General features: G+C 66.2%; 17 protein-coding genes and 1 pseudogene. 8 read left to right on the top strand and 10 right to left on the bottom strand.

Features of this window, described 5'->3' with window-relative positions; genetic code table 11:
* The first annotated feature begins 215 nt into the window (after positions 1–215).
* The 8 genes from YU9_RS0108125 to YU9_RS0108090 all read left to right on the top strand — a co-directional run bounded on the left by YU9_RS0108125 (position 216) and on the right by YU9_RS0108090 (position 13,963).
* The gene (locus YU9_RS0108125; protein WP_027572351.1) at positions 216–2,720 is read left to right on the top strand and encodes a PAS domain-containing sensor histidine kinase; all 2,505 of its coding nucleotides are present in this window, start codon (positions 216–218) and stop codon (positions 2,718–2,720) included.
* The gene (tsaE, locus tag YU9_RS0108120; protein ID WP_027572350.1) at positions 2,717–4,249 is read left to right on the top strand and encodes a tRNA (adenosine(37)-N6)-threonylcarbamoyltransferase complex ATPase subunit type 1 TsaE; all 1,533 of its coding nucleotides are present in this window, start codon (positions 2,717–2,719) and stop codon (positions 4,247–4,249) included. Before YU9_RS0108125 ends, tsaE begins: the two co-directional genes overlap by 4 nt.
* Positions 4,250–4,335: 86 nt before the next feature.
* Positions 4,336–4,653, top strand: a complete 318-nt coding sequence (locus tag YU9_RS0108115; protein ID WP_027572349.1) for a PilZ domain-containing protein — start codon at positions 4,336–4,338, stop codon at positions 4,651–4,653.
* A 119-nt stretch (positions 4,654–4,772) separates the two neighbouring features.
* Positions 4,773–5,495, top strand: coding sequence for a nucleotidyltransferase family protein (locus YU9_RS0108110; RefSeq protein WP_027572348.1), 723 nt, complete (start codon positions 4,773–4,775; stop codon positions 5,493–5,495).
* Positions 5,496–5,770: 275 nt separating this feature from the next.
* Positions 5,771–8,917 (top strand): double-strand break repair protein AddB, encoded by a 3,147-nt coding sequence (gene addB / locus YU9_RS0108105; protein ID WP_027572347.1) that lies wholly within the window; start codon positions 5,771–5,773, stop codon positions 8,915–8,917.
* Positions 8,911–12,420: a double-strand break repair helicase AddA gene (addA, locus tag YU9_RS0108100; RefSeq protein ID WP_027572346.1), complete on the top strand. Its 3,510-nt coding sequence runs from the start codon at positions 8,911–8,913 to the stop codon at positions 12,418–12,420. Before addB ends, addA begins: the two co-directional genes overlap by 7 nt.
* A gap of 70 nt (positions 12,421–12,490) precedes the next feature.
* Positions 12,491–12,811 (top strand): thioredoxin, encoded by a 321-nt coding sequence (gene trxA / locus YU9_RS0108095; protein WP_008540017.1) that lies wholly within the window; start codon positions 12,491–12,493, stop codon positions 12,809–12,811.
* Positions 12,812–12,904: 93 nt separating this feature from the next.
* Positions 12,905–13,963: an ATP-dependent DNA ligase gene (locus tag YU9_RS0108090; RefSeq protein WP_256375867.1), complete on the top strand. Its 1,059-nt coding sequence runs from the start codon at positions 12,905–12,907 to the stop codon at positions 13,961–13,963.
* Between the two features lie 148 nt (positions 13,964–14,111).
* Here YU9_RS0108090 and YU9_RS0108085 read toward each other — a convergent pair whose 3' ends face one another.
* The 10 genes and pseudogenes from YU9_RS0108085 to YU9_RS49550 form a co-directional block, all read right to left on the bottom strand.
* Entirely contained in the window at positions 14,112–14,852 is a 741-nt protein-coding gene (locus tag YU9_RS0108085; RefSeq protein WP_027572344.1) for a metallophosphoesterase, read from the bottom strand.
* 142 nt (positions 14,853–14,994) lie between these two features.
* A complete protein-coding gene (locus YU9_RS0108080) occupies positions 14,995–16,338 on the bottom strand; it encodes a folylpolyglutamate synthase/dihydrofolate synthase family protein (protein ID WP_027572343.1) in 1,344 nt (447 codons plus the stop codon).
* Complete coding sequence (gene accD, locus YU9_RS0108075; protein ID WP_027572342.1) at positions 16,335–17,276, bottom strand: acetyl-CoA carboxylase, carboxyltransferase subunit beta; 942 nt, start codon at positions 17,274–17,276, stop codon at positions 16,335–16,337. The genes YU9_RS0108080 and accD overlap by 4 nt, the downstream gene beginning before the upstream one ends.
* 111 nt (positions 17,277–17,387) lie before the next feature.
* Complete coding sequence (trpA, locus tag YU9_RS0108070) at positions 17,388–18,224, bottom strand: tryptophan synthase subunit alpha (RefSeq protein ID WP_027572341.1); 837 nt, start codon at positions 18,222–18,224, stop codon at positions 17,388–17,390.
* A complete protein-coding gene (trpB, locus tag YU9_RS0108065) occupies positions 18,221–19,435 on the bottom strand; it encodes a tryptophan synthase subunit beta (protein ID WP_027572340.1) in 1,215 nt (404 codons plus the stop codon). Before trpB ends, trpA begins: the two co-directional genes overlap by 4 nt.
* Positions 19,432–20,103: a phosphoribosylanthranilate isomerase gene (locus tag YU9_RS0108060; protein WP_027572339.1), complete on the bottom strand. Its 672-nt coding sequence runs from the start codon at positions 20,101–20,103 to the stop codon at positions 19,432–19,434. The genes trpB and YU9_RS0108060 overlap by 4 nt, the downstream gene beginning before the upstream one ends.
* A gap of 63 nt (positions 20,104–20,166) precedes the next feature.
* Complete coding sequence (locus YU9_RS0108055; protein ID WP_027572338.1) at positions 20,167–20,559, bottom strand: lipopolysaccharide assembly protein LapA domain-containing protein; 393 nt, start codon at positions 20,557–20,559, stop codon at positions 20,167–20,169.
* Positions 20,560–20,715: 156 nt separating this feature from the next.
* The gene (locus tag YU9_RS0108050) at positions 20,716–21,021 is read right to left on the bottom strand and encodes an integration host factor subunit beta (RefSeq protein WP_008539997.1); all 306 of its coding nucleotides are present in this window, start codon (positions 21,019–21,021) and stop codon (positions 20,716–20,718) included.
* 172 nt (positions 21,022–21,193) lie between these two features.
* Positions 21,194–22,174 carry a signal peptide peptidase SppA gene (gene sppA, locus YU9_RS0108045; protein WP_027572337.1) on the bottom strand — a complete coding sequence of 327 codons (981 nt, stop codon included), beginning with the start codon at positions 22,172–22,174 and terminating at the stop codon, positions 21,194–21,196.
* A gap of 429 nt (positions 22,175–22,603) precedes the next feature.
* A pseudogene (locus tag YU9_RS49550) lies at positions 22,604–22,805 on the bottom strand (group II intron reverse transcriptase/maturase); the annotation flags it as partial.

Raw genomic sequence — 22,805 nt, 5'->3', positions numbered from 1 at the left:
CTCGCTCAAATCTTCAGCCCCGCTAACGCACGGCAATCCCAGCCGAATCATCCGAAGAACTACGTGACTCGGAACACCGCGCCCGGCATTTTTGTGGGGCCGCCTTTGCGTTCACGATCTGGACTCTTACCGGCGGAGTCGCGGTGAGGGTATTGTCTTTTGATTCGCGCGCGACGGGGTCGCCGCGCGTAGATTCGTGCGGTCTTGGGGCAACTATGTCAGGCGTGATCGTGTCGATGCGTCGGACGCTGCTGTCGTGCACATCGCTGGCGCGCAACGGCTTGGTGGGAGGCGCTCTCGCAGCGCTGCTGCCGGCTGCGCCGGCCGAGGCCGCCGACCTCATCGACACCCTCTCCCTCATGCTGGATTTCAACCGGCAGGAGCTCGCGGTGCTCGCCACCGCGCTGGCCTTGCTCGGCTTCTCCGTGGTGGCCGCGATCCTGTTAATGCGCACGCGGGTGCGCACGGCCAAGAATGAGGCGCGGCTGCGCGCCCGGATCGGGGAACTGCAACTCCAGGCCGACCGCTTCGGCGCGCTGCTGTTCGCCGAGCCGCAGATCCTGATCTCCTGGCCCGCCGGCGACAATCGCGCGCAGATTTCCGGCGACGTCTCGATGGTGCTGCCGCGCGATTCCTCGCCGCAGCGCGTGCTGGCGTTCGGAACCTGGCTGCCGCCGGAACCCGCACTCCAAATGGACCACGCTGTCGACGCGCTGCGCGACCGCGGCGACGGGTTCCAGTTGACGCTGACCACGGCGCATGGCCACACGCTGGAGGCCATCGGCCGCGCCATCGGCGGCCAGGCCATCGTCCGGATTCGTGAACTCTCCGGATTGCGCCGCGAACTGGCCGAGACCAATCTGCGTTACAACGCGCTCTCCTACGAGACCGAGATGCTGCGCGGCTTTGCCGCCGCCGCACCCTGGCCGATCTGGGCCAAGGGCGAGAACGGCGCGCTGACCTACGCCAACCCGGCCTATGTCCGCGCCACCGAGGCGAACAGCGTCACCGATGCCCAGGACCGCAAGCTCGAGCTGCTCGACAGCGCCGACCGCACCGCGATGGAGCGGGGGCTGAAGGACGCGGCCAATTTCAACTCGCGGCTGCCGATCGTGATCGGCGGCGAGCGGCGCATCTACGACGTGCGCGCCGTCAATGTCGGCAGCGGCAGCGTCGGCGTCGCCATCGATGCCAGCGAAGCGGATGCGCTGAGCTCGGCGCTGGTGCGCATGGCGGAGGCGCACCGTCGCACGCTGGACCAGCTCTCCTCCGGCGTTGCCGTGTTCGACGGCCACCGCCGCCTTGCCTTCTACAACGATTCCTACCGGCGGCTGTGGGACCTCGACCGCAACTTCCTCGACGCCAATCCCGATGATTCCAGCATACTCGACCAGCTCCGCGCCGCGCGCAAATTGCCGGAGCAGCCGGACTTCCGCGCCTGGAAAGCCAAGCTGCACGAAGCCTACCGCGCGGTCGAGACCGCCAAGGACACCTGGTTTCTGCCTGACGGCCGCGCGCTCTCGGTCGTCACCACGCCGAACCCGGAGGGCGGCGTCACCTATCTGTTCGATGACGTCACCGAAAGCCTCGACCTCGCCCGCCGCTTTGACGGCCTGATCCGGGTTCAGCGCGAGACGCTGGACAGCCTCGCCGAGGGCGTCGCGGTGTTCGGCAGCAACGGCAAGGCGCAGCTGTTCAATCCGGCCTTCGTCCGGATGTGGAAGCTGTCGAGCGACGCCATGCGCGACGAGCCGCATATCCAGACGGTGGAAGGCTGGTGCCATCAGCTGTTCGACGACCCCGTGGTCTGGCGCCAGATCCGCGAGGCCATCACCTCGATCGAAAACCGCGCCGACGTGCCGCTGAAGCTGGAGCGCAAGGACGGCAGCGTGCTCGACGGCATGATCCGGCCGCTGCCCGACGGCGCCACCATGCTGACGTTCCAGGACATCACCGACACCGAGAATGTCGAGCGCGCGCTGCGCGAGCGCAACGAGGCGCTGGAGGCCGCCGACCAGATGAAGGTGGATTTCGTCCACCACGTCTCTTACGAGTTGCGCTCGCCGCTCACCACCATCATCGGCTTTGCGCATTTCCTCAGCGATCCCTCGACCGGGCCGCTGACGCCGAAGCAGGCCGAATATCTCGACTACGTCACCAAATCGACCAACGCACTGCTCGCGCTCACCAACAACATCCTGGATCTCGCGACCATCGACGCCGGCGCGATGAAGCTGGAACTCGGGCAAGTCGACGTCAGCAAGGCCATCGAGCTCGCCGCCGAGGGCATCCAGGACCGGCTCGCCACCGACCGCATCCGCCTCAAGGTCGAGATCGCGCCCGATGTCGGCAGCTTCATCGGCGACGAGAAGCGCGTGGTGCAGGTGCTCTATAACCTCCTCGCCAACGCCGTCGGGTTTTCTCCACAGGATTCCACTGTCGGCATCAGCGCGCGCCGCACCGAACGCAGCGTGGTCTTCACCGTGACAGATTCCGGGCCTGGAATACCTGCCGACATGAAGGACAAGGTGTTCAACTGGTTCGAAAGCCGCTCGCAGGGCTCGCGTCACCGCGGCGCCGGGCTCGGGCTCTCGCTGGTGCGCTCCTTCGTCGAGCTGCATGGCGGCAAGGTGCGGGTGGATTCGATCGTCGGCCGGGGCACGGTCGTGATCTGCGATTTCCCGACCGACCAGGCGGCGCATCGCGACGCCGCCGAATGACAGCGCCAACCACATTCTCCGTCGCGCTTCACAACGAGACGGCCACCGCGCAGCTGATGGCCGACCTCGCGCTGCTGGTCGGTCCCGGTGACGTCATCACCCTCACTGGCGATCTCGGCGCCGGCAAGACCGCAGCGGCGCGCGCGCTGATCCGCTACCTCGCCGGCGACGAGGCGCTGGAAGTGCCAAGCCCGACCTTCACGCTGGTGCAGGGCTACGAGCTGCCGCCGTTTCCGGTGATGCATGCCGATCTCTACCGCGTCGAGGACGAGAGCGAGCTGGAGGAGATCGGGCTGTCGCCGCTGCCGGACGCCACGCTGGTGCTGATCGAATGGCCGGAGCGCGCACCGTCCGCGATGCCTGAGGACCGCATCGACATCGCGCTGACGCATCGCCCCGCGCTGGGCTCGAATGCGCGCGCGGCCGATATCTCCGGTCATGGCAAGGGCGCTGCGCAGGTCGCCCGACTGAAGGCGCTGCGCGAATTCCTCGATGCATCCGGCTACATCGACGCGACGCGACGGCGTATGAATGGCGACGCCTCGACGCGCTCCTATGCGCGGCTGCTGCGCGACGACGAGATCGTCATCCTCATGAACTTTCCGCAGCGGCCCGATGGTGCGGCCCTCTACAACGGAAAATCCTACAGCGCTGCGGTGCATCTCGCCGAAAATGTGAGACCGTTCGTCGCCATCGACGAAGGCCTGCGCGCGCAGGGAATCTCCGCGCCCGCGATCCATCATTCCGATCTCGACCACGGCTTCCTGATCACCGAAGACTTCGGCAGTGAAGGCGTAATCGAAGGCGACCCGCCGCGCCCGATCGCCGAGCGCTACGAGGCCGCCACCGATGTGCTGGCAATGCTGCACGGCAGGGCGTTGCCGGAGACGCTGCCGCTGGACGGGCAGACCTACGAGATCCCCCTCTTCGACATCGAGGCGCTGCTGATCGAGATCGGATTGATGCCGGAATGGTATCTGCCCGATCGCAACGCGCCGCTGAGCGAGACGGCGCGTTCAGAGTTTTTCGCGATGTGGCGCGAACTGCTGAGGAAGCCGCTGGCGGCGCCGCGGACCTGGATCATCCGCGACTATCACTCGCCGAACCTGATCTGGCTTGAGAATCGCACCGGCATCGAACGCGTCGGCGTGATCGACTTCCAGGACGCCGTGCTCGGGCCGCAATCCTACGACGTGGTGTCGCTGCTCCAGGATGCCCGCATCGACGTGCCTGAAAGTCTCGAGCTGACGCTGCTGTCGCGCTACATCAAGGCACGGCGGAAGCAGGACACCAGCTTCGATGCTGCCGGCTTCGCCGAGCTCTACGCCATCATGTCGGCGCAGCGGAACACGCGCCTGCTCGGCACCTTCGCCCGGCTCAACCGCCGCGACGGCAAGCCGCATTATCTGCGCCACCAGCCGCGGATCTGGACCTATCTCCAGCGCTCGCTGGCGCATCCCTCACTCAACCATCTGCGCGACTGGTATCTCGCCAACGTGCCGCCGCCCCAAACGCCGTCCCAGGCCTGATTCGGGCCCGATTTACCGGCTGTTAGCCAAGACCTCGGTATTCTGGCGGCGAGGCAGCCGGATAGATACGGGCTGGAGCGGAGCAGATGGCGGTTAAGACGGACCCGCGCGGCAACAGCCGGGTTGTTTTCGAACGCGGCATTCCGGCCCAGATGATGGGAATCGACGGCACCTGGCGGCGCGACTGCACCATGGAGGACGTCTCCGAGAGCGGCGCCAAGCTGACCATCGACGGTTCGGTCGAAGGCCTGCACCTGAAGGAATTCTTCCTGCTGCTGTCGTCCACGGGACTTGCGTACCGGCGCTGCGAACTGGCCTGGGTCAATGGCGACCAGATCGGCGTCAATTTCCTCAAGGTCGGTGACAAGAAGAAAAAGGCACGTTCCACAGCCATTGGGGCATGACGGCAACACCCGTCGTACAACCGTCACGGCGGGTGGCTAAGGCGGTTGAGACGCGGTGCGGCTGATCAAGTCCCGTGCTAGGATTTGCTGCGAACACGAAAGTTCTGAGAAAGCAAAGGATGTCCGTCAAGCCGACCAAAGCCATGGTGCTCGCCGCAGGGTTTGGCCTGCGCATGCGCCCCCTGACGGACAAGATGCCGAAGCCAATGGTGCCGGTGGCGGGCCAGCCGCTGCTCGACCACGTGCTCGACAAGCTCGGCCGGGCCGGCGTGAGCGAGGCGGTGGTCAACGTGCACTACCTGCCGGACCAGATCATCGACCACGTCGCATCGCGTCAGCTTCCACGTGTGATCATCTCGGACGAGCGCGACCAGGTGCTCGGCACCGGCGGCGGCGTGGTCAAGGCGCTGCCGCTGCTCGGCGACGCGCCGTTCTTCCACGTCAATTCCGACACGCTGTGGATCGACGGCGTGCGCTCGAACCTAACGCGGCTCGCTGAAAATTTCGACCCTGATCGCATGGATATTCTGCTGCTGATGGCGCCGACCGCAACCAGCATCGGCTATAGCGGTCGCGGCGATTACGGCATGCTGCCCGACGGCGCCCTGCGCAAGCGCAAGGAAAAAGAGGTCGTGCCGTTCGTCTATGCCGGCGCCGCGATCATGTCCCCGTCGATCTTCGCGGATGCGCCCAAAGGCGAGTTCTCGCTGACAAAAATGTTCGACCGCGCCAACGAGCAGGAGCGGCTGTTCGGCCTCCGCCTCGACGGCGTCTGGATGCATGTCGGCACGCCCGATGCCGTGCATGCCGCGGAAGAGGCGTTCCTGGAGAGCGTGGCGTAGGGCCGCTCTCGTGTCCCGGACGCGGTGCGGCGCCATAAGCGCGTTTACGCGCGTCTTTGACGCGCTACGGTGCCGCTCCGCAGAGTCGGGACCCAGCCCATCCTCACTTGCGGAACGAAGTACTGGGCCCCGGCTCAGCAGCGCATCACTACGTGCTGCGCTGCGTCCGGGGCACGAGAGCGGAGGTCTCGCGAACAGCGGGGATGACTCACTCCCACCCATGACCATTTGACCCCGCCTGCCTATATTGCCCTGATTCCCGAATCAGGCAGCCCATGCGCGTTTTCAGCGTTCCCATCTCAGTTCCGTTCCTGCGCACGGTCGTCACGGCCCTGCTCGATGGCCGGCTGGTGGACGGCTTCGAGGCGCGCAAGGAACCGGCGCGGCTGGCCGATGCCACGCTCTATCTGCCGACCAGGCGCGCGATGCGCGTCGTGCGTGAGATCTTTCTCGACGAGATGAAATCGGACGCGGTGGTGCTGCCGCGCATCGTCGCGCTCGGCGATATCGACGAGGACGAGCTCGCTTTCGCCGACGAGAGCGAACAGTTTTCCGGCGCCGCGCCGCTCGACATTCCGCCACGGCTCGGCGAACTCGACCGGCGGCTGACGCTGGCGCAGCTCGTCGCCGCCTGGGCCAAGGGCCCGGTACTAGCGCCGCTGGTGGTGGGCGGCCCCGCCTCGACGCTTGCTCTCGCCGGCGATCTCGCGCGCCTGATCGACGACATGGTCACGCGCGGTGTCGACTGGAGCGCGCTCGACGGCCTGGTGCCGGATAACCTCGACCGTTACTGGCAGCACTCGCTCGAATTTTTGCGCATCGCCCGCATTGCCTGGCCCAATCATCTCGCCGAGATCAACCGCATCGAGCCGGCCGCGCGGCGCGATCTCCTGATCGCGGCGGAGGCGAGGCGCCTGACCACGCATCCGAACGGGCCGGTGATCGCAGCGGGCTCGACCGGCTCGATGCCGGCTACCGCGAAATTCCTCCATGCCGTCGCCGCGCTGCCGCATGGCGCGGTGGTGCTACCGGGCCTCGACACCGATCTCGACGACGACGCCTGGCGCAGCATCGGCGGCGTGCGCGACTCGCTCGGCAAATTCGCCGAGCATCCGGCCTCGAACCATCCGCAATATGCCATGCATGCGCTGCTGCAGCGCTTCGGCATCAAGCGCAGCGACGTCGAGATTCTTCAGCCGGCGGCGGAAGGCGGCCGCGACCTGCTCGCGTCCGAATCGATGCGGCCGTCGGCCAAGACCGAAGTCTGGCACGACCGGCTGAAGCAGCCTGAGGTCGCCGCAAAAATCGCGGGCGGCATGAAAAATCTCGCGGTCGTCGAAGCCCCCAATCCTGAAATGGAAGCGCTCGCGATCGCGATTGCGATGCGTGAGGCGCGGCATCTCGACAAATCGGCGGCGCTGGTGACACCGGATCGCGCGTTGGCGCGGCGGGTGATGGCCGCGCTGACCCGATGGGATCTCGCCTTCGACGATTCCGGCGGCGACGTCTTGATGGAAGCATCCGCCGGCACTTTTGCTCGCCTCGCGGCAGAGGCGGCGACCGAGGGCCTGGAGCCGCCGACATTGCTGGCGATGCTGAAGCATCCGCTGTGCCGGCTCGGCCGTGCGGCGGGCGGGTGGAAGACGGCGATCGAGGGCCTCGAGCTTGCCGTGCTGCGCGGCACACGCCCGCCGGCGGGCACCGCAGGCCCCTTGCGCGAGTTCAATCGTTTTCGCGACGAGCTGGCAAAGCTGTGGCGCAGCGAGGTCTCCGCGCTCCACAAGGCCGAGCCCCGCGCGCGTCTCAAGGCCGAGGATCTCGATCGCATCCAAACTCTGATCGATGCCCTGCAAAAGGCATTGGCGCCGATCGAGAGCCTGCCGCCCTCGAAGCCGTATGACTTTGCCGAGCTGGCACACCGCCATCGCGAGATCATGATCGAGCTGTCGCGCGACGAGCAGGGCATCCCGCTTGCCTTCGAGGAGCGCGATGGTCTTTCGCTCGCCAGCGCCTTTGACGATCTCCTGCGCGGCGGCACGACCAGCGGATTGATGGTGCCGCTGCCGGATTACTCCGACGTCTTCCAGACTGCGTTCGGCGATCGCGCGGTGCGGCGTCGCGACAGGCCGGGCGCGCGCTTGCAGATCTACGGCCCGCTGGAGTCGCGCCTGATGCAGGCCGACCGCATCATCGTGGGCGGCCTGATCGAAGGCGTCTGGCCGCCGGCGCCACGCATCGATCCCTGGCTCAGCCGGCCGATGCGGCACGAACTCGGGCTCGATCTGCCGGAGCGCCGCATCGGCCTCTCCGCCCATGACTTCGCGCAGCTGCTCGGCGGGGATGAAGTGATCCTCACCCACTCGGCCAAGGCCGGCGGCGCGCCGGCGGTGGCCTCGCGCTTCCTGCATCGGCTGGAGGCGGTGGCGGGCGACGAGCTCTGGAAGGCGGCCATTCGCGCCGGCGAGAAATATGTGCAGTTCGCGGCCGCACTGGACCAGCCCGACGAGGTCAGGCCGGTCAAGCAGCCGGAGCCGCGACCGCCGCGCGCGACGCGGCCGTTGAAAATGTCCGTCACTGCGATCGAGGACTGGCTGCGCGATCCCTACACGATCTATGCCAGGTATATTCTGCGGCTCGATGCGCTCGATCCTGTCGACATGCCGCTGTCGGCCGCCGACCGCGGCTCGGCGATTCACGAAGCGATCGGCGAATTCACGGAAGTTTATGCGACGCGTCTGCCCGACGATCCCGCGCGCGTGCTGCGCGCGATCGGCGAGAAGCATTTCGCGCCGCTGATGGAGCGACCCGAGGCGCGGGCGCTGTGGTGGCCGCGCTTCCAGCGCATCGCGCGCTGGTTCGGCGAATGGGAGACGGCGCGGCGCGATGCGATCGAGGCGATCGTCGCGGAGACCCATGGCGAGATCTCGATCATGCTCGATCATCAGCGCAGCTTTAAGCTCTCCGCCCGCGCCGACCGCATCGAGCGGCGCCAGGGCGGCAGCTACGCCATTCTCGACTACAAGACCGGGCAGCCGCCCACCGGCAAGCAGGTCCGCATGGGCCTGTCGCCGCAGCTCACGCTGGAAGCCGCGATCCTGCGCGAGGGCGGTTTCCCTGATATCGACGCCGGCTCCTCCGTGAGCCAGCTCGTCTATGTCCGCCTGAGCGGCAACAATCCGCCGGGCGAGGAACGCATCCTCGAATTGAAGTACAAGCCGGGGGACGAGCCGCAGCCGCCGGATACGGCAGCAGCCGAAGCACGCGCCAAGCTGGAGGCCCTGATCCGCGCCTTCGACGACGAGAATCAGCCCTACACCTCGTTGAACCTGCCGATGTGGGCGAATCGCTACGGCACATATGACGATCTCGCGCGGATCAAGGAATGGTCGGCTGCCGGCGGATTGGGGATCGAGGAATGGTGAAGCTGCCGCGTCCCATCCCCGACGAGGTGCGCGCACGGCAGGCGCGTGCGTCCGATCCGACCGCATCGGCCTTCGTGTCGGCCAATGCCGGCTCCGGCAAGACCCATGTGCTGGTGCAGCGGGTGATCCGCCTCTTGCTGTCGGGCGTGCCGCCGGAGAAGATTCTCTGCATCACCTTCACCAAGGCTGCCGCTGCCAATATGGCCGAGCGCGTGTTCACCACGCTCGGCCATTGGGTGACGCTGGACGATGATGCGCTGGACGCGGCGATCCGTGCGGTCGGCATCCCGCATCCCGGCGCAAAACTGCGCCGCGACGCGCGAAAACTGTTCGCCTGTGCGCTGGAAACGCCGGGCGGCTTGAAGGTGCAGACCATCCACGCGCTGTGCACGCGCCTGCTCCAGCAATTTCCGTTCGAGGCCAATGTCCCCGCCCGCTTCTCGGTCATCGACGAGCGCGACCAGACCGACATGATGGAGCGCGCCAATCTGAAGGTGCTGCTGGAGGCTGCGCGCGATCCCGACAGCGTCACCGGCCGCGCACTGCTGACGGCAATGGCGAGCGCTGCCGACGTCACCTTCAAGGAGGTCGTGCGCGAGGCTTGTCTCAGTCGCGACCATTTCATGGCCTGGACCGACGAGGCCGGCAATGCGGAGGCCGCAGCGGCGCAGATGGCCGCGGTGCTCGGCGTCGACGCGAGCGACCGGATCGAAGACGTCGAGACGGACATTCTGGATGGCCCGTTCCTGCCGCGATCGCGCTGGGACGACATCGCATTCGCGCTGGAGGACGGCAGCAAATCGGACAACGACCAGGCGGCCCGCCTGCGCGAGGCCAAGGTGTTTTCCGGCAGCGCGCAGGTCGATGCCTATCTCTGCGTCTTCCTCACCGACGACAAGCTGCCGCGCAAGGCGGTCCTGACCAAGAAGTTTTGCGATCACAACCCGTCCGTCGCACGCTTGTTCGAAGCCGAGGCGCAGCGCCTCGGCGGATTGATCGAGAAGCGCCGCGCCGTGACCATGCGCGACCGTACCGCGGCCCTGCTCCACATCGCGACCGCGGCTGCCGCGAACTACCGCCGCGAGAAGCAGGAGCGCGGGCTGCTCGATTATGACGACCTCATCGACAAGACGCTGGCGATGCTGGATCGCGTCTCCTCGAGTTGGGTGCACTACAAGCTCGACCGCGGCGTCGATCACGTCCTGATCGACGAGGCCCAGGACACCAGCCCGCGGCAATGGGACATCGTCGCGCACATCATCTCCGAGTTCACCGCCGGCGAGGGCGCGCGCGAGGGGCTCAACCGCACCATCTTCGCCGTCGGCGACGAGAAGCAGTCGATCTTCTCATTCCAGGGCGCTGCCCCCCATGAATTCGATGCGCGCCGACGCGAGCTGCATCGCAAGTTCACCGCCGCCGGGCTGAAATTCGATCCGGTCGCCTTCACTTATTCGTTCCGCTCGGGCGCGACGATCCTGCACTCAGTCGACCACGTCTTCCGCGAACCGGATATCTACAAGAGCATCCACTCGGTCGAGATCGGTCATCCCCTGCACAATGCGCTCGCGGACGCCGGCCCGAGCGTGATCGAACTGTGGGATCTCGCCGAGGCCGACGATCGGCAGGACATCGAGGGCTGGCGCGCGCCGTTCGACGGCGTCGCCGTCACCAGTCCCGAGGTCAAGCTCGCCCGCCGCATCCAGGCCGAGATCAAGCGGCTGGTCGAGAGCGGCACGCTGACGGGCCACGAGGGCGAGCGCCGTCCGCTGCGTTATGGCGACATGCTGATCCTGGTGCGCCGGCGCGGCAACGCGTTCGACGCCGTGATCCAGGCGCTGAAGCACGCCGGCATTCCGGTCGCCGGCGCCGACCGGCTCAAGCTGACCGAGCATATCGCGATCATCGACTTGATGAACCTTGCGGACGCGCTGCTGCTGCCGCAGGACGATCTCGCACTCGCGGTGGCACTGAAGAGCCCGCTGTTCGGGCTCGACGACGACGATTTGTTTCAGCTTGCCCATAATCGCAAGGGGTCGCTACGCCGCGCGCTCGGTGAGCATGCAGCTGGAAGCGAGAAGTTCGCGACGGCGTTGCGGCGCCTGGAAGCCTGCGAGATCCTCGCCCGCGAGGAGACGCCGTTCGCCTTCTACGCCTGGCTGCTCGGGGGCGATGGCGGCCGCGCCCGCATCCTGCGCCGTCTCGGCCATGAGGCTAACGATGCGCTCGACGAATTCCTGGAGCTGGCGCTGAATTACGAGCGCAAGGCGCCGGCCTCGCTGCAGGGCTTCATGGCCTGGCTGCGTTCGGCCGACACCGAGGTGAAGCGCGACATGGAGATCTCGCGCGACGAGGTGCGCGTGATGACCGTGCACGGCGCCAAGGGCCTGGAGGCCTCCGTGGTGTTCATGGTCGACACCACGTCGTCGCCCGCGGATTCGCAGCGGCTGCGGCTGATCCAGGTGCCGCGCGGCAATGGCGGCGAGATCGTGGTCTGGGCCGGGCGAAAGGCGGACGATCCCAAGCCCGTTGCCGAGGCGCGCAAGGCGATGATCGAGGAGACCGAGGACGAGTATCGCCGCCTGCTCTATGTCGCGATGACGCGCGCGGCCGATCGCCTCATCGTTGGCGGCTGCATGCCCGGCAACATGAAGACGGTGCGCAAGCTGAGCTGGTACGACCTCATCGACACCGGGCTCGCCGGCTCAGGCCTCGACAAGCAGGTAATCGAGACGCCGCTCGGCAGGGTGACCCGATTCGCCCGGCCGGAGGATGTCGCGGCACTCGGCACGCCGGCGACGTCAGTGCACCAGACCATCGCGTTACCGGACTGGCTGCGGACACCGGCGCCGCGCGAGACCATGGATGACGATCCCGTGCGTCCCTCGGGCCAGTCTGCCGAGGAGGGCCGCAGCGTACGATCAGGCGAATCAATCCAGTCCCGCGCGCTGGCGCTGCAGCGCGGCACGCTGGTGCACCGTCTGCTGCAATCCCTGCCCGACATCGCCATGCAGCGCCGGCCCGAGGCCGCGCTCGGCTTCATGGCGCGCAACGCCTCGGACTGGGTGGAGGCCGACCGCACCGCACTGGTCGACAAGGTGCTCGCCTTGATCACCGAGCCGCGGTTTGCCCCGGTGTTTGGCGCCGGCAGCCGAGCGGAGGTCGCCATTGCCGGCCGGCTGGAGCGGCCGGGCCGACCGCCTGCGCTGGTGTCAGGGCAGATCGACCGGCTGGTCGTTGGCCCCGAGGAGGTCCTGATCATCGATTTCAAGACCAACCAGGCAGCTCCCAAAAGCGCGGCTGAGGCGCCCGCGGCCTATGTCCGCCAGCTTGCGCTGTACCGCGCGGTGCTGGCGCGGCTTTATCCCCAAAAGCCCATCCGGGCCGTGCTGCTCTGGACCGAGGCCCTTGAATATATGGAGATTTCGGCCCCCGCGCTGGACGCGGCGCTGGCATCCCTTCATCTCGGTGTGAGCGTCCTTGACCCGGCAAGGAGCCGTTCATAGGTTGACCGCATGATCCCGGGCGCGATTCCAGGTCGCGCCGATTCTCTTTCAACCGAGTGAGGTACTCCCAATGGCCGTTAGCAAGGTTTCCGACGCCGATTTCGAAGCCGAAGTGCTCAAGGCGAACGGCCCCGTGGTCGTCGATTTCTGGGCCGAATGGTGCGGCCCCTGCCGCATGATCGCGCCCGCGCTCGACGAGATCGCCGGTGCGATGGGCGACAAGGTCAAGATCGTCAAGCTCAACGTCGACGAGAGCCCGAAGACCGCGTCCAAATACGGCGTGATGTCGATCCCGACCCTGATGATCTTCAAGGGCGGCGAGATGGCCTCGCGCCAAGTCGGCGCCGCGCCGAAGGCGAAGCTCCAGCAGTGGATCACCTCCGCGGTGTGATCTGCCTCGCGCAGGATTATTTTCGAAAACGGCCGGCGAAAGCCGGCCGTTTTGCGTTGATGGGACGTGTTCAGCGTATGACGAGTCCCGCCCTTGCCAGCTCCTCCCGCAAAGCGCGTCCGAAGATCGAGCCCTCTCGTCGCGATGGAGGCGCGTTCGGTCGACGAGATCCCGCGCGGCAAGGACTGGCAATATGAACCCAAGTGGGACGGCTTCCGCTGCCTGCTGTCGCGCGACGGCGGCGACGTCGACCTGCGCTCGAAATCCGGCGAGGACCTCGCGCGCTATTTCCCCGAGATCGTCGCCGCTGCGCTTAAGTTGAAAGCTGATCGCTTCACGCTCGACGGCGAGCTCGTCGTGCCGCACGGCAAGAGCTTTTCCTTTGAGGCGCTGCTGCAACGCATTCATCCGGCTGCGAGCCGCGTGAAGAAGCTCTCGGTGGAGACACCGGCGCTCTATCTTGTTTTCGATTTACTCGCGACGTCGCGGGAGAAAGGCCTGGCTGCGAAGGCGCTGCGCGAGCGCCGGCCGACGCTGGAAGCCTTCACACGGGCCAACCTCAAAGGCAGCATCTTCCGTCTTTCGCCGGCGACGGCCAGCTACGCCACCGCCAAGAAATGGTTGGCGCAATCCGGCGGCGGCTCGGACGGCGTCATCGCCAAGCGCATCGACCTGCCCTACCAGGCCGGCACGCGCGACGGCATGCAGAAGATCAAGAAATTCCGTAGCGCCGATTGCGTGGTCGGCGGCTTCCGCTACGCCACCAACAAGATCGTCGGCCGGAAAGTCGTCGGCTCGCTGCTGCTCGGTCTCTACGACGATAAGGGCTTGCTGCACCATGTCGGCTTCACCTCGGCTATCAAGGCAGAGGAGAAGCCGGCCTTGACCGATCGGCTCGAGGCATTGATTGGCGAGCCCGGCTTCACCGGCAATGCGCCGGGTGGACCGAGCCGCTGGTCGACCGAGCGCTCGGCCAAATGGTGCCCGCTGAAGCCGAAGCTGGTGATCGAGGTCTGCTACGATCATTTCAGCGGCGAGCGTTTCCGCCACGGCACCTCGATCCTGCGCTGGCGCCCCGACAAGGCGCCGCGGCAATGCCGCTTCGAGCAGTTGAAGCAGAAGGCGGCCGATCCGATGAAGCTGTTCGGGTGAGGTTCGCTCTCGTGTCCCGGACAAGGTGCAGCGCGCAAGCGGTGCACCGCAGAGCCGGGACCCAGGGGCCGCGCGTACGCTGAAGCATGGGTCCCGGCTCTGCGTCGCGTCATTTCATGCCGCACCGCGTCCGGGACACGAGGCATGACTACCCAATCCATCCCGTCGCCAGCGCGTTCGCCAGCTCCGGCTGACCATTGCGCCGCGCCAGCGCGGCCATGGCTTCGTGATCATATACGACGTGTCGGAACGTCACCTGCCAGTCGCCCTCAGCGAATTCGAGGATCGCATAACGCGCATGCGGCGTGCCGGCTTCGACGACATGCGGGAATGGATGCTTGTCGCGAAAACCAGGGCTGCCGACGCTGCCGGGATTGACGATCAGCCGGCCGTCGCGCAAGCGCACGGCACGGGCGAGGTGGGTGTGGGCGCAGAGGATCAGCGGTTGCGTGATGCCTCCCGCGAATTGCTCGATCCGATCGAGCGGCGACAGCGCCACCGCGCCGTCGGGATGCACGGTGTCGAGCCAGTAGACCTCGTCGCTGCCGGGCGTCGCGTGACAGAGAAACACCTGCTCGCGGAAGACGCGCGTCGTCGGCTGCGCGCGCAGCCAGTCGAGTTGCGCGGCGTCGAGCTGCGCATGCGCGGGACGATCCCACGGGCCCATCTTCTCGGGTGGACGGTCGAGCAGATAGCGGTCGTGATTGCCGCGCACATGCACGGCGTCGAGCGTCATCAATATCTCGATGGTGCGGCGCGCATCGAGCGGACCGCTCAGCATGTCGCCGAGATTGACGATGTCGGTGATATCAAGCGCGCGGATATCGGCGAGGACGGCTTCCAGCGCGAGGTAGTTTCCGTGGATATCGGCGATGGCGGCAAAACGCATGTGCAGTCTCTCTTTCGTGCTCCGGACGCAGCGCAGCGCGTCTTTCGCGGTGCGCTGCAGAGCCGGGGCCCATATGGCGGCATTCTGGGTCCCGGCTCTGCGGCTCATCGCTTACGCGATGCGCCTTGTCCGGGACAGGAGACTATGCAGGCGGCGTGCCGTTGATCGCCAGCACGTGGCCGGCAAGATACAGCGAGCCGGTGATCAGGATGCGCGGCGGCACCTCGTAGGCGAGCTTCGCCAACGCGCGCAGCGCGGCTTCGATGCAGGGCGCGGGCTCGACGCGCATGCCGAGGCTGCGCGCGGCATCCGCGAGGCGGTCGACCGGCATCGCGTTCTCGGTATCGGGAATCGGCACTGCGATGATGTGACGGGTGAGGCCGGCGAAATTGGCGAGAAAGCCTTGCGCGTCCTTGTTGGCCATCATGCCGGCGATGACCACCAGCGGCCGCGACACGCGTTCTTCGAGATCGCCGAGCGCGGCCGCCGCAACGCGCCCGCCCTCGGCATTGTGGCCGCCGTCGAGCCAGATCTCCGAGTTCTGCGGACCCCAGGACAGCAGCTCGCCCGAGGTGAGGCGCTGCATCCGCGCCGGCCATTCAGCGCCGACGATGCCGGCCTCGAACGCGGCGTGGGGGATCTTGAAGGTCGGAATCGCGCGCAGCGTCGCGATCGCGAGCCCGGCGTTGGCGAATTGGTGGCGGCCGAACAGACGCGGCGCCGGCAGATCCATCAAGCCCCGCTCGTCGGAATAGACCAGACGCCCGCGCTCGACATTGACGTGCCAGCTCTCGTTTGCGGCAAACAGCGGCGCACGCATGCGCTTCGCCTGCGCTTCGATCGCGGCCATCGCCTCCGGCATTTGCTCGGCGCAAATCACGGGCACGCCGCGCTTGATGATCGCGGCCTTCTCGCCGGCTATCGAGGCCAGGGTATCACCGAGGAAATCCATGTGATCCATGCTGATGGGCGTGATCACGCAGGCCACCGGCGTATCGACCACATTGGTCGAATCGAGCCGCCCGCCGAGACCGACCTCGAGCAGCACCACGTCGGCCGGATTCTGCGCAAACAGCAGGAAAGCGGCGGCGGTCTTCAGCTCGAACAATGTTGCGGCCTCGCCGGCATTGACGCGCTCGACCTCTTCAAGCGCGGCATGCAACTCGTCGTCATCGACGAGCACGCCGCCGCCCACGCGGCCGAGCCGGAAACATTCGTTGATGCGGACCAGATAGGGCGAGGTGTAGGCATGGACCCGCGAGCCTGAAGCCTCCAGCGTCGCGCGCAGATAAGCGAGCGTCGAGCCCTTGCCGTTGGTGCCGGCGACATGGATCACCGGCGGGAGCTTGCGTCCGGGATGACCGAGCCGTTCGAGCAGGCGGTGCATCCGCTCCAGCCCGAGATCGATGCGCTTCTGATGCAGGGCCGACAGCCGCCCGATCAATTCGCCGAGCGGTGTCTTTGCAGTGTCAGGGGAGGCGTTCACGCGTGCGGCGCGGCCGGCGCCGTCTCGGCGGCCGATACGATCTGCGCCGGGCTCGTCACCGGCTGCGCCGGCTTCGAAGCGCCTTCCTGCGCCGGCGCCTTGGTCAGCAGGCGGCACAGCCGCGCCAGGGTCGGACGCAGATCGTGGCGATGCACGACCATGTCGACCATGCCGTGCTCCTTGAGATATTCGGCGCGCTGGAAGCCCTCGGGCAGCTTCTCGCGGATGGTCTGCTCGATCACGCGCGCGCCGGCAAAGCCGATCAGCGCGCCGGGCTCGGCAATCTGCACGTCGCCGAGCATCGCATAGGAGGCGGTGACGCCGCCGGTGGTCGGGTTGGTCAGCACGACGATGTAGGGCAGTTTTGCCTCGCGCAGCATCTGCACCGCCACGGTGGTGCGCGGCATCTGCATCAGCGACAGGATGCCCTCCTGCATGCGGGCGCCGCCTGATGCGGCGAACACGATGAAGGGCGACTTCTTCTCGACCGCGAGTTCCATTCCGCGCACGATGGCTTCGCCCGCGGCCATGCCGAGCGAGCCGCCCATGAAGTCGAAATCCTGCACGGCGACGACGACGGCGGCACCTTCGAGCTTGCCGTAGCCGACCTTGACCGCGTCGTTCAGATTGGTCCGCGCCCGCGCATCCTTGATGCGGTCGACATATTTCTTCTCGTCACGGAACTTGAGCGGGTCGGGCGTGACCTCAGGCAACGCGACATCGAACCAGGTCTCGTTGTCGAAAATCGACTTCAGGCGCGCCACCGCGCCCATGCGCATGTGGTAGTTCGAGCCGGGAATGACGAACTGGTTGGCCTCGACGTCCTTGTAGAACACGAGCTGTCCGGAATCCGGGCACTTGATCCAAAGATTCTCCGGCGTCTCCCGCCGCAGCATGTTGCGGATCTTCGGCCGGACCACATTGGTAAGCCAGTTCATGGTTTGCTCCGATGTGCGAACCCGCCTCGCGGATCGCCTGAACGATATATGGCGGCCGGACGTCTGCCCGGCAAGCCGCCGTGTCGGCCGCCTTGGCAGCGGAATTATGGCCTATTCGGCCGCCTGTTGCGCGCCCTTGACGCCGTGGGCCAGGGCCGCCGTCAGCTCAGCCACGGCGTTAACGGTTTTGGCGGTGGCGCGCCCCTCCGCATCGAGGCTGTTCTTGAGCGCATCCACCAAGGCGGTCCCGACCACCGCGCCGTTGGCATGGGATGCGATGGCGCGGGCGGCCTCCGGCGTGCGGATGCCGAAGCCGACGCAGACCGGCAGTTTTGTGTGTCGCTTGATGCGGGCAACCGCCTCGCTGACGGCCGTGGAGTCCGCAGCCGCAGCGCCGGTGATGCCGGTGATCGAGACGTAGTAGACAAACCCCGAGGTGTTGGCGAGCACGGCCGGCAGACGCTTGTCGTCGGTGGTCGGCGTCGCCAGGCGAATGAAGTTCAGGCCGGCCTTCATCGCGGGCAGGCACAGCTCGTCGTCTTCCTCCGGCGGCAGGTCGACGATGATGAGGCCGTCGACGCCGGCGCTCTTCGCGTCAACCAGGAACTTGTCGACCCCGTAGATGTAGATCGGATTGTAATAGCCCATCAGCACGATCGGCGTCGCGTCGTCATCCTTGCGGAAGCCGCGCACCAGTTCCAGCATCTTCTTCAGCGTCATGCCGGCCTTGAGTGCCCGCAGGCCGGCAGCCTGGATCGACGGGCCATCGGCCATCGGATCGGTGAAAGGCATGCCGATCTCGATCACGTCGGCGCCGGACTTCGGCAGCGCCTTGATGATCTCGAGCGACGTCGCGGGATCGGGATCGCCGGCCATCAGGAAGGTCACGAAGGCCGAGCGGCCGGCCTTTTTCAGCTCGGCAAAACGGGTATCGATACGCGTGGTCACTTCTTGCCCCTCAGGATGTCGCCGACCTGCGGAACGTCCTTGTCGCCGCGGCCGGAGAGATTGACGACCATCAGGTGGTCTTTCGGCCGTTTCGGCGCGAGCTCCATCACCTTGGCGATGGCATGGGCGGGCTCGAGCGCGGGGATGATGCCTTCGAGCTTCGACAGCAGCTGGAACGCCGCGAGCGCCTCGTCGTCGGTCGCGGAGAGATAGTTCACGCGGCCGACCTCGTGCAGCCAGGAATGCTCCGGGCCGATGCCGGGATAATCGAGGCCGGCGGAGATCGAATGCGCGTCCTGGATCTGGCCGTCGGCATCCATCAGGAGGTAGGTGCGGTTGCCATGCAGCACGCCGGGACGGCCGCCCGCGATCGAGGCCGCGTGCAGCTGCGTGAGGCCATGGCCCGCGGCTTCGACGCCGAAGATCTCAACGCTGGGATCATCGAGGAACGGATGGAACAGGCCCATCGCATTGGAGCCGCCGCCGATGCAGGCGACCAGCGAATCCGGCAGGCGCCCTTCGATCTCCTGCATCTGCGCCTTGGTCTCGTTGCCGATGATCGACTGGAAGTCGCGCACCAGCGTCGGATAGGGATGCGGGCCCGCCACCGTGCCGATGCAATAGAAGGTGTTATGCACGTTGGTGACCCAGTCGCGCAGCGCCTCGTTCATGGCGTCCTTGAGCGTGCGCGTGCCCGACTGCACCGGAAACACCTTCGCGCCCAGCATCTCCATGCGGATGACGTTGGGCTGTTGCCGCTCGACATCGACGGCGCCCATATAGACCACACATTCCAGGCCAAAGCGCGCGCACAGCGTTGCAGTGGCGACGCCGTGCTGGCCGGCGCCGGTTTCGGCGATGATGCGCTTCTTGCCCATGCGCCGTGCCAGCATGATCTGGCCGAGCACGTTGTTCACCTTGTGCGAGCCGGTGTGGTTGAGCTCTTCGCGCTTGAGGTAGATCTTTGCGCCGCCGAGATGCTCGGTGAGGCGTTCGGCGAAATAGAGCGGTGAGGGCCGGCCGACATAGTTCTTGAGGTAGCCGTTCATCTCGGCCTGGAAGGCCGGATCGGCCTTGGCGGCGGTGTAGGCCTTCTCCAGGTCGAGGATCAGCGGCATCAGCGTTTCGGCGACGAAGCGGCCGCCGAAAATGCCGAAATGGCCGCGCTCGTCGGGCCCGCTGCGATAGGAATTGGGTTTGGCGATGTTCATCGAACGCTCAACTCTTGACTTGCATCTTGGGTGGCGCGCGCGGCGCGGATGAAGGCCTGGATCATCTCGGGATCCTTGACGCCGGAGGCGCTCTCGACACCGGAGGACACATCGACGCCGCCGGCGCGGGTGACACGGAGGGCTTCGGCCAGGTTGTCGGCGTGCAGCCCGCCCGAGACCATGTAGGGCAGCTTCAGATCAAGATGTTCCAGCAGGTGCCAGTCGAACGGCTCACCTAAGCCGCCGGGCCGCGTCGCATCCTTCGGTGCACGCGCATCGAACAGGATGCGGTCGGCGACCGCGGCGTAGCCGGGCAGCACGACGAGATCGGCTGCTGTTGCGACCGGCACCGCCTTCATCACGGGGCGGCCGAACCGCTGCTTGATGTCGCGCAGCCGCGCCACGCTCTCCTTGCCATGGAGCTGGAGAATGTCCGGCGACAGCGCGTCCATGACGTTGTCGAGCGTGGCATCGTCGGCGTCGACGGTGAGCGCCACTTTAAGCGCGCGCCCCTTCACCTGGCGGCCGAGGTCGCGGCCGAGCTCCAGGGAGAGATGCCGCGGCGACGGCGGAAAGAACACGAACCCCACCATGTCGGCACCCGCCTCGAGCGCCGTTTCGAGCGTCTCGGGCGTGGACAGGCCGCAGATCTTGACGAGCAGGGACATGGTCTCAAGGCAAATGGAGGCCGCAAGCCGGCCGGAAAGCAGGTTTTTCGGTCGGGGCCGCTTCTACAACGTCGCGCGCTGCTTGTCTCGCCCGATGGGCCCGTACAGGCCGACCCCGGAGGGAACGGGAAGGCGCTGGGACTCGGGCTTCGCTGCGGTCGCCCGGGCCCGCAGATCGGCCAGTTCGGCCCGGGCGGCCCGGGCCTCCGCATCGTTCCGGCGCGCCGCGCGCCGCCAGCGCCGCTGGCCGAACCAGACGGCAGACCCGCCTGCGAAGACCCCGACGGCCGCCACCAGGATCAGCAGCAGGAACAGCGGCAACGTCATCGACAGTGACGGATCGTCGGAAATGAGGGGGTCGAAGGATACCGTGACGAAATGCCGGTTGGCGACGGCAAACGCCACCAGGATCAGGCCCAGCGGAATCACGATCAGCGCGGTCAGGAACTTTCGCATCTCGTTTCGCTCGCCATCAATCAAGCTTGCGGCCGCATCCTGCGCGACCGCGAAAAACCCTGAGGCCGGCCCTAGAGCATGATCCGGAAAAGTGTGCAGCGGTTTTCCGAAAAGATCATGCTCAGACGATAAACTAAAGCGCGATCACATCGCGCCTTAGTCTGCCGCGCCGGGATCCGGATGGTCGCGGTTCAGCCGCTCGCGCATTTCCTTGCCGGTCTTGAAGAACGGAACGCTCTTCTGATCGACGGGCACATGGGCGCCGGTGCGTGGATTGCGCCCTGCGCGCGCTGGGCGATGCTTGACCGAGAAGGCACCGAAGCCGCGCAGCTCGACGCGATCGCCGCGTGCAAGCGCCGCTACGATCTCTTCGAGAATCGCATTCACAATGTTCTCGACATCCCGCTGGTACAGATGCGGGTTGTGCTCGGCGATACGCTGAACAAGTTCGGATTTGATCATCGAGAGATAGGACCCGGAAGCGTGCGGATGACCATTTCCGTGAAAATACCGTGATCTGTCAAGACGCTAAATCAAGGTTGAGCGTCGTGAAAATGCGTGACAAATGCCGAAAAAGCGGGCTGCGCCGGCACGCGCCGGACGGGAAAAGCTTTCGGAACTCGCCTGTCTCCGGTCAGTTCGACGCAGCCGGCTGCCACAACGCCAGCATTCCATCCATTCCGAGCCGATCGACCGCCTGTGCGACGCCGGTTTGCCCGATCTGATGCGCAATCGACCCCAAACCCAGCGTTTCCAGCGTCACGGCGGCGGCGGTCTTGAGGAACGGCAGATCGCCGAAGCGCGGCTCGAGCTTGTAATCGCGCACGGGCAGCCCCTTCTTGACGCTCTTGTGCTCGACCAGCCAGGTCACGGCCGTCTTCTCGTCGCCGATCTGGTCGATCAGCTTGAGATCGATCGCCTGGCGGCCGGTGAAGACGCGGCCATCAGCGACTTTTTCGAGCTGCGTGTCATCCATGCCACGCCGCTCCTTCACGAGGCCCTTGAACCAGGCATAGGAATCCTTCACCAGCGCATCGAGCGCGGCGCGGGCCTCGGGACTGGTCGGCTCAAAACCGTTGGGCGCGGCCTTCAGCGGCGAGGACTTCACCTCCTCGACCTTGACGCCGATGGTCTTCAGCAGATCGGTGAGGTTGGGGTACTGGAACAGCACGCCGATCGACCCGACCAGCGAGCTCTGCTGGGCGATGATGTGATCGCTCGCGATCGCCGTGATGTAGCCCCCGGAGGCAGCGAGACCCTCGACCACGACGACGAGCGGCTTCTTCGCCTTGAGCCGGACCAGCGAATCGTAAAGCTGCTCGGAGCCGGCGGTGGTGCCGCCCGGTGAGTTGATATGAACGATGACGGCAGCGGCCTGCGAATTCTCGAGCCGCTCCAGCGCCTGCGTGCGATCGGAATCGCTGCGGATCAATCCATCGATATGAACGCGCGCGATCGAGCCGGCGGATGCGAAGGTGCCGCGCGCGCCGGGTGTCGCAATCAGCGCGAAGCTCGCAATCGCCGCGATCGCGATCAGCGCGGCGATCACACGCCAGAACGTCAGCTTGCGGCGGATCCTGCGGCGATCGACGATGATGTCCGAATCGAGCGACATCGGAATATCTCCAAATGAAAGGCTGGGCGCGTTGTGCCGTCACAGCGTGACCATTGGCTTATCTGGATACATCAATTGCGGCGCAATTTGAAGAAATGAAGGCTGGGAGCTGGGTGAGGGCCGCCGCGCCGCCACAGCCTCGCTGTCGTCCCGGACAAGCGCAGCTCTTGGCAACGCGCAGCGTTGTCCAGGGCGGAGCGCCGATCCGGGACCCATACCCAACAGGGAGTGGTTTGGCGAAGACTCGAAGTTGCGAGCTTCGCGCAACGGCTACTCCTGTGGCTGGGTCCCGGATCTGCGCGCGTTTACGGCGCGCTTGTCCGGGACGACAGCGGAGTATGCCGCTGCAATCGGGATAGGGGGAAGCCTCGCGGCTTCTCCCCTCCCACACCACCGGACATACGGGTCCGTATCCGGCGGTTCGGTAGATTATGCTGGTTGCTGTGCCGCGACGGAAGCCAAGCCGAGTGCCCTGAAGAACGCGATTGGCATGGCGATGGTGAGCGCGGGGCTGTTCGCGAGCCGCCAAGGGCCATGTGGGTTGCCGACGGTTTGTGCCGCCAGATTCCGGCCGACGCCGCGACGTCGCAACTCGGCGAAGCGGGTGCTCCCACGCTTCCATTGCTTCCAG

Origin of the sequence: Bradyrhizobium sp. WSM1743, from assembly GCF_000473065.1 — a bacterium.
Classification (GTDB): domain Bacteria; phylum Pseudomonadota; class Alphaproteobacteria; order Rhizobiales; family Xanthobacteraceae; genus Bradyrhizobium.
This window is presented reverse-complemented; position numbering and strand designations above follow the sequence as displayed.

Bases quoted from the DNA above. Each gene is read 5' to 3' on its own strand.
- YU9_RS0108125 (WP_027572351.1), top strand. From the start codon at position 216: ATGTCAGGCGTGATCGTGTCGATGCGTCGGACGCTGCTGTCGTGCACA.
- tsaE (WP_027572350.1), top strand. From the start codon at position 2,717: ATGACAGCGCCAACCACATTCTCCGTCGCGCTTCACAACGAGACGGCC.
- YU9_RS0108115 (WP_027572349.1), top strand. From the start codon at position 4,336: ATGGCGGTTAAGACGGACCCGCGCGGCAACAGCCGGGTTGTTTTCGAA.
- YU9_RS0108110 (WP_027572348.1), top strand. From the start codon at position 4,773: ATGTCCGTCAAGCCGACCAAAGCCATGGTGCTCGCCGCAGGGTTTGGC.
- addB (WP_027572347.1), top strand. From the start codon at position 5,771: ATGCGCGTTTTCAGCGTTCCCATCTCAGTTCCGTTCCTGCGCACGGTC.
- addA (WP_027572346.1), top strand. From the start codon at position 8,911: ATGGTGAAGCTGCCGCGTCCCATCCCCGACGAGGTGCGCGCACGGCAG.
- trxA (WP_008540017.1), top strand. From the start codon at position 12,491: ATGGCCGTTAGCAAGGTTTCCGACGCCGATTTCGAAGCCGAAGTGCTC.
- YU9_RS0108085 (WP_027572344.1), bottom strand. From the start codon at position 14,852: ATGCGTTTTGCCGCCATCGCCGATATCCACGGAAACTACCTCGCGCTG.
- accD (WP_027572342.1), bottom strand. From the start codon at position 17,276: ATGAACTGGCTTACCAATGTGGTCCGGCCGAAGATCCGCAACATGCTG.
- trpB (WP_027572340.1), bottom strand. From the start codon at position 19,435: ATGAACATCGCCAAACCCAATTCCTATCGCAGCGGGCCCGACGAGCGC.
- YU9_RS0108060 (WP_027572339.1), bottom strand. From the start codon at position 20,103: ATGTCCCTGCTCGTCAAGATCTGCGGCCTGTCCACGCCCGAGACGCTC.
- YU9_RS0108055 (WP_027572338.1), bottom strand. From the start codon at position 20,559: ATGCGAAAGTTCCTGACCGCGCTGATCGTGATTCCGCTGGGCCTGATC.
- YU9_RS0108050 (WP_008539997.1), bottom strand. From the start codon at position 21,021: ATGATCAAATCCGAACTTGTTCAGCGTATCGCCGAGCACAACCCGCAT.
- sppA (WP_027572337.1), bottom strand. From the start codon at position 22,174: ATGTCGCTCGATTCGGACATCATCGTCGATCGCCGCAGGATCCGCCGC.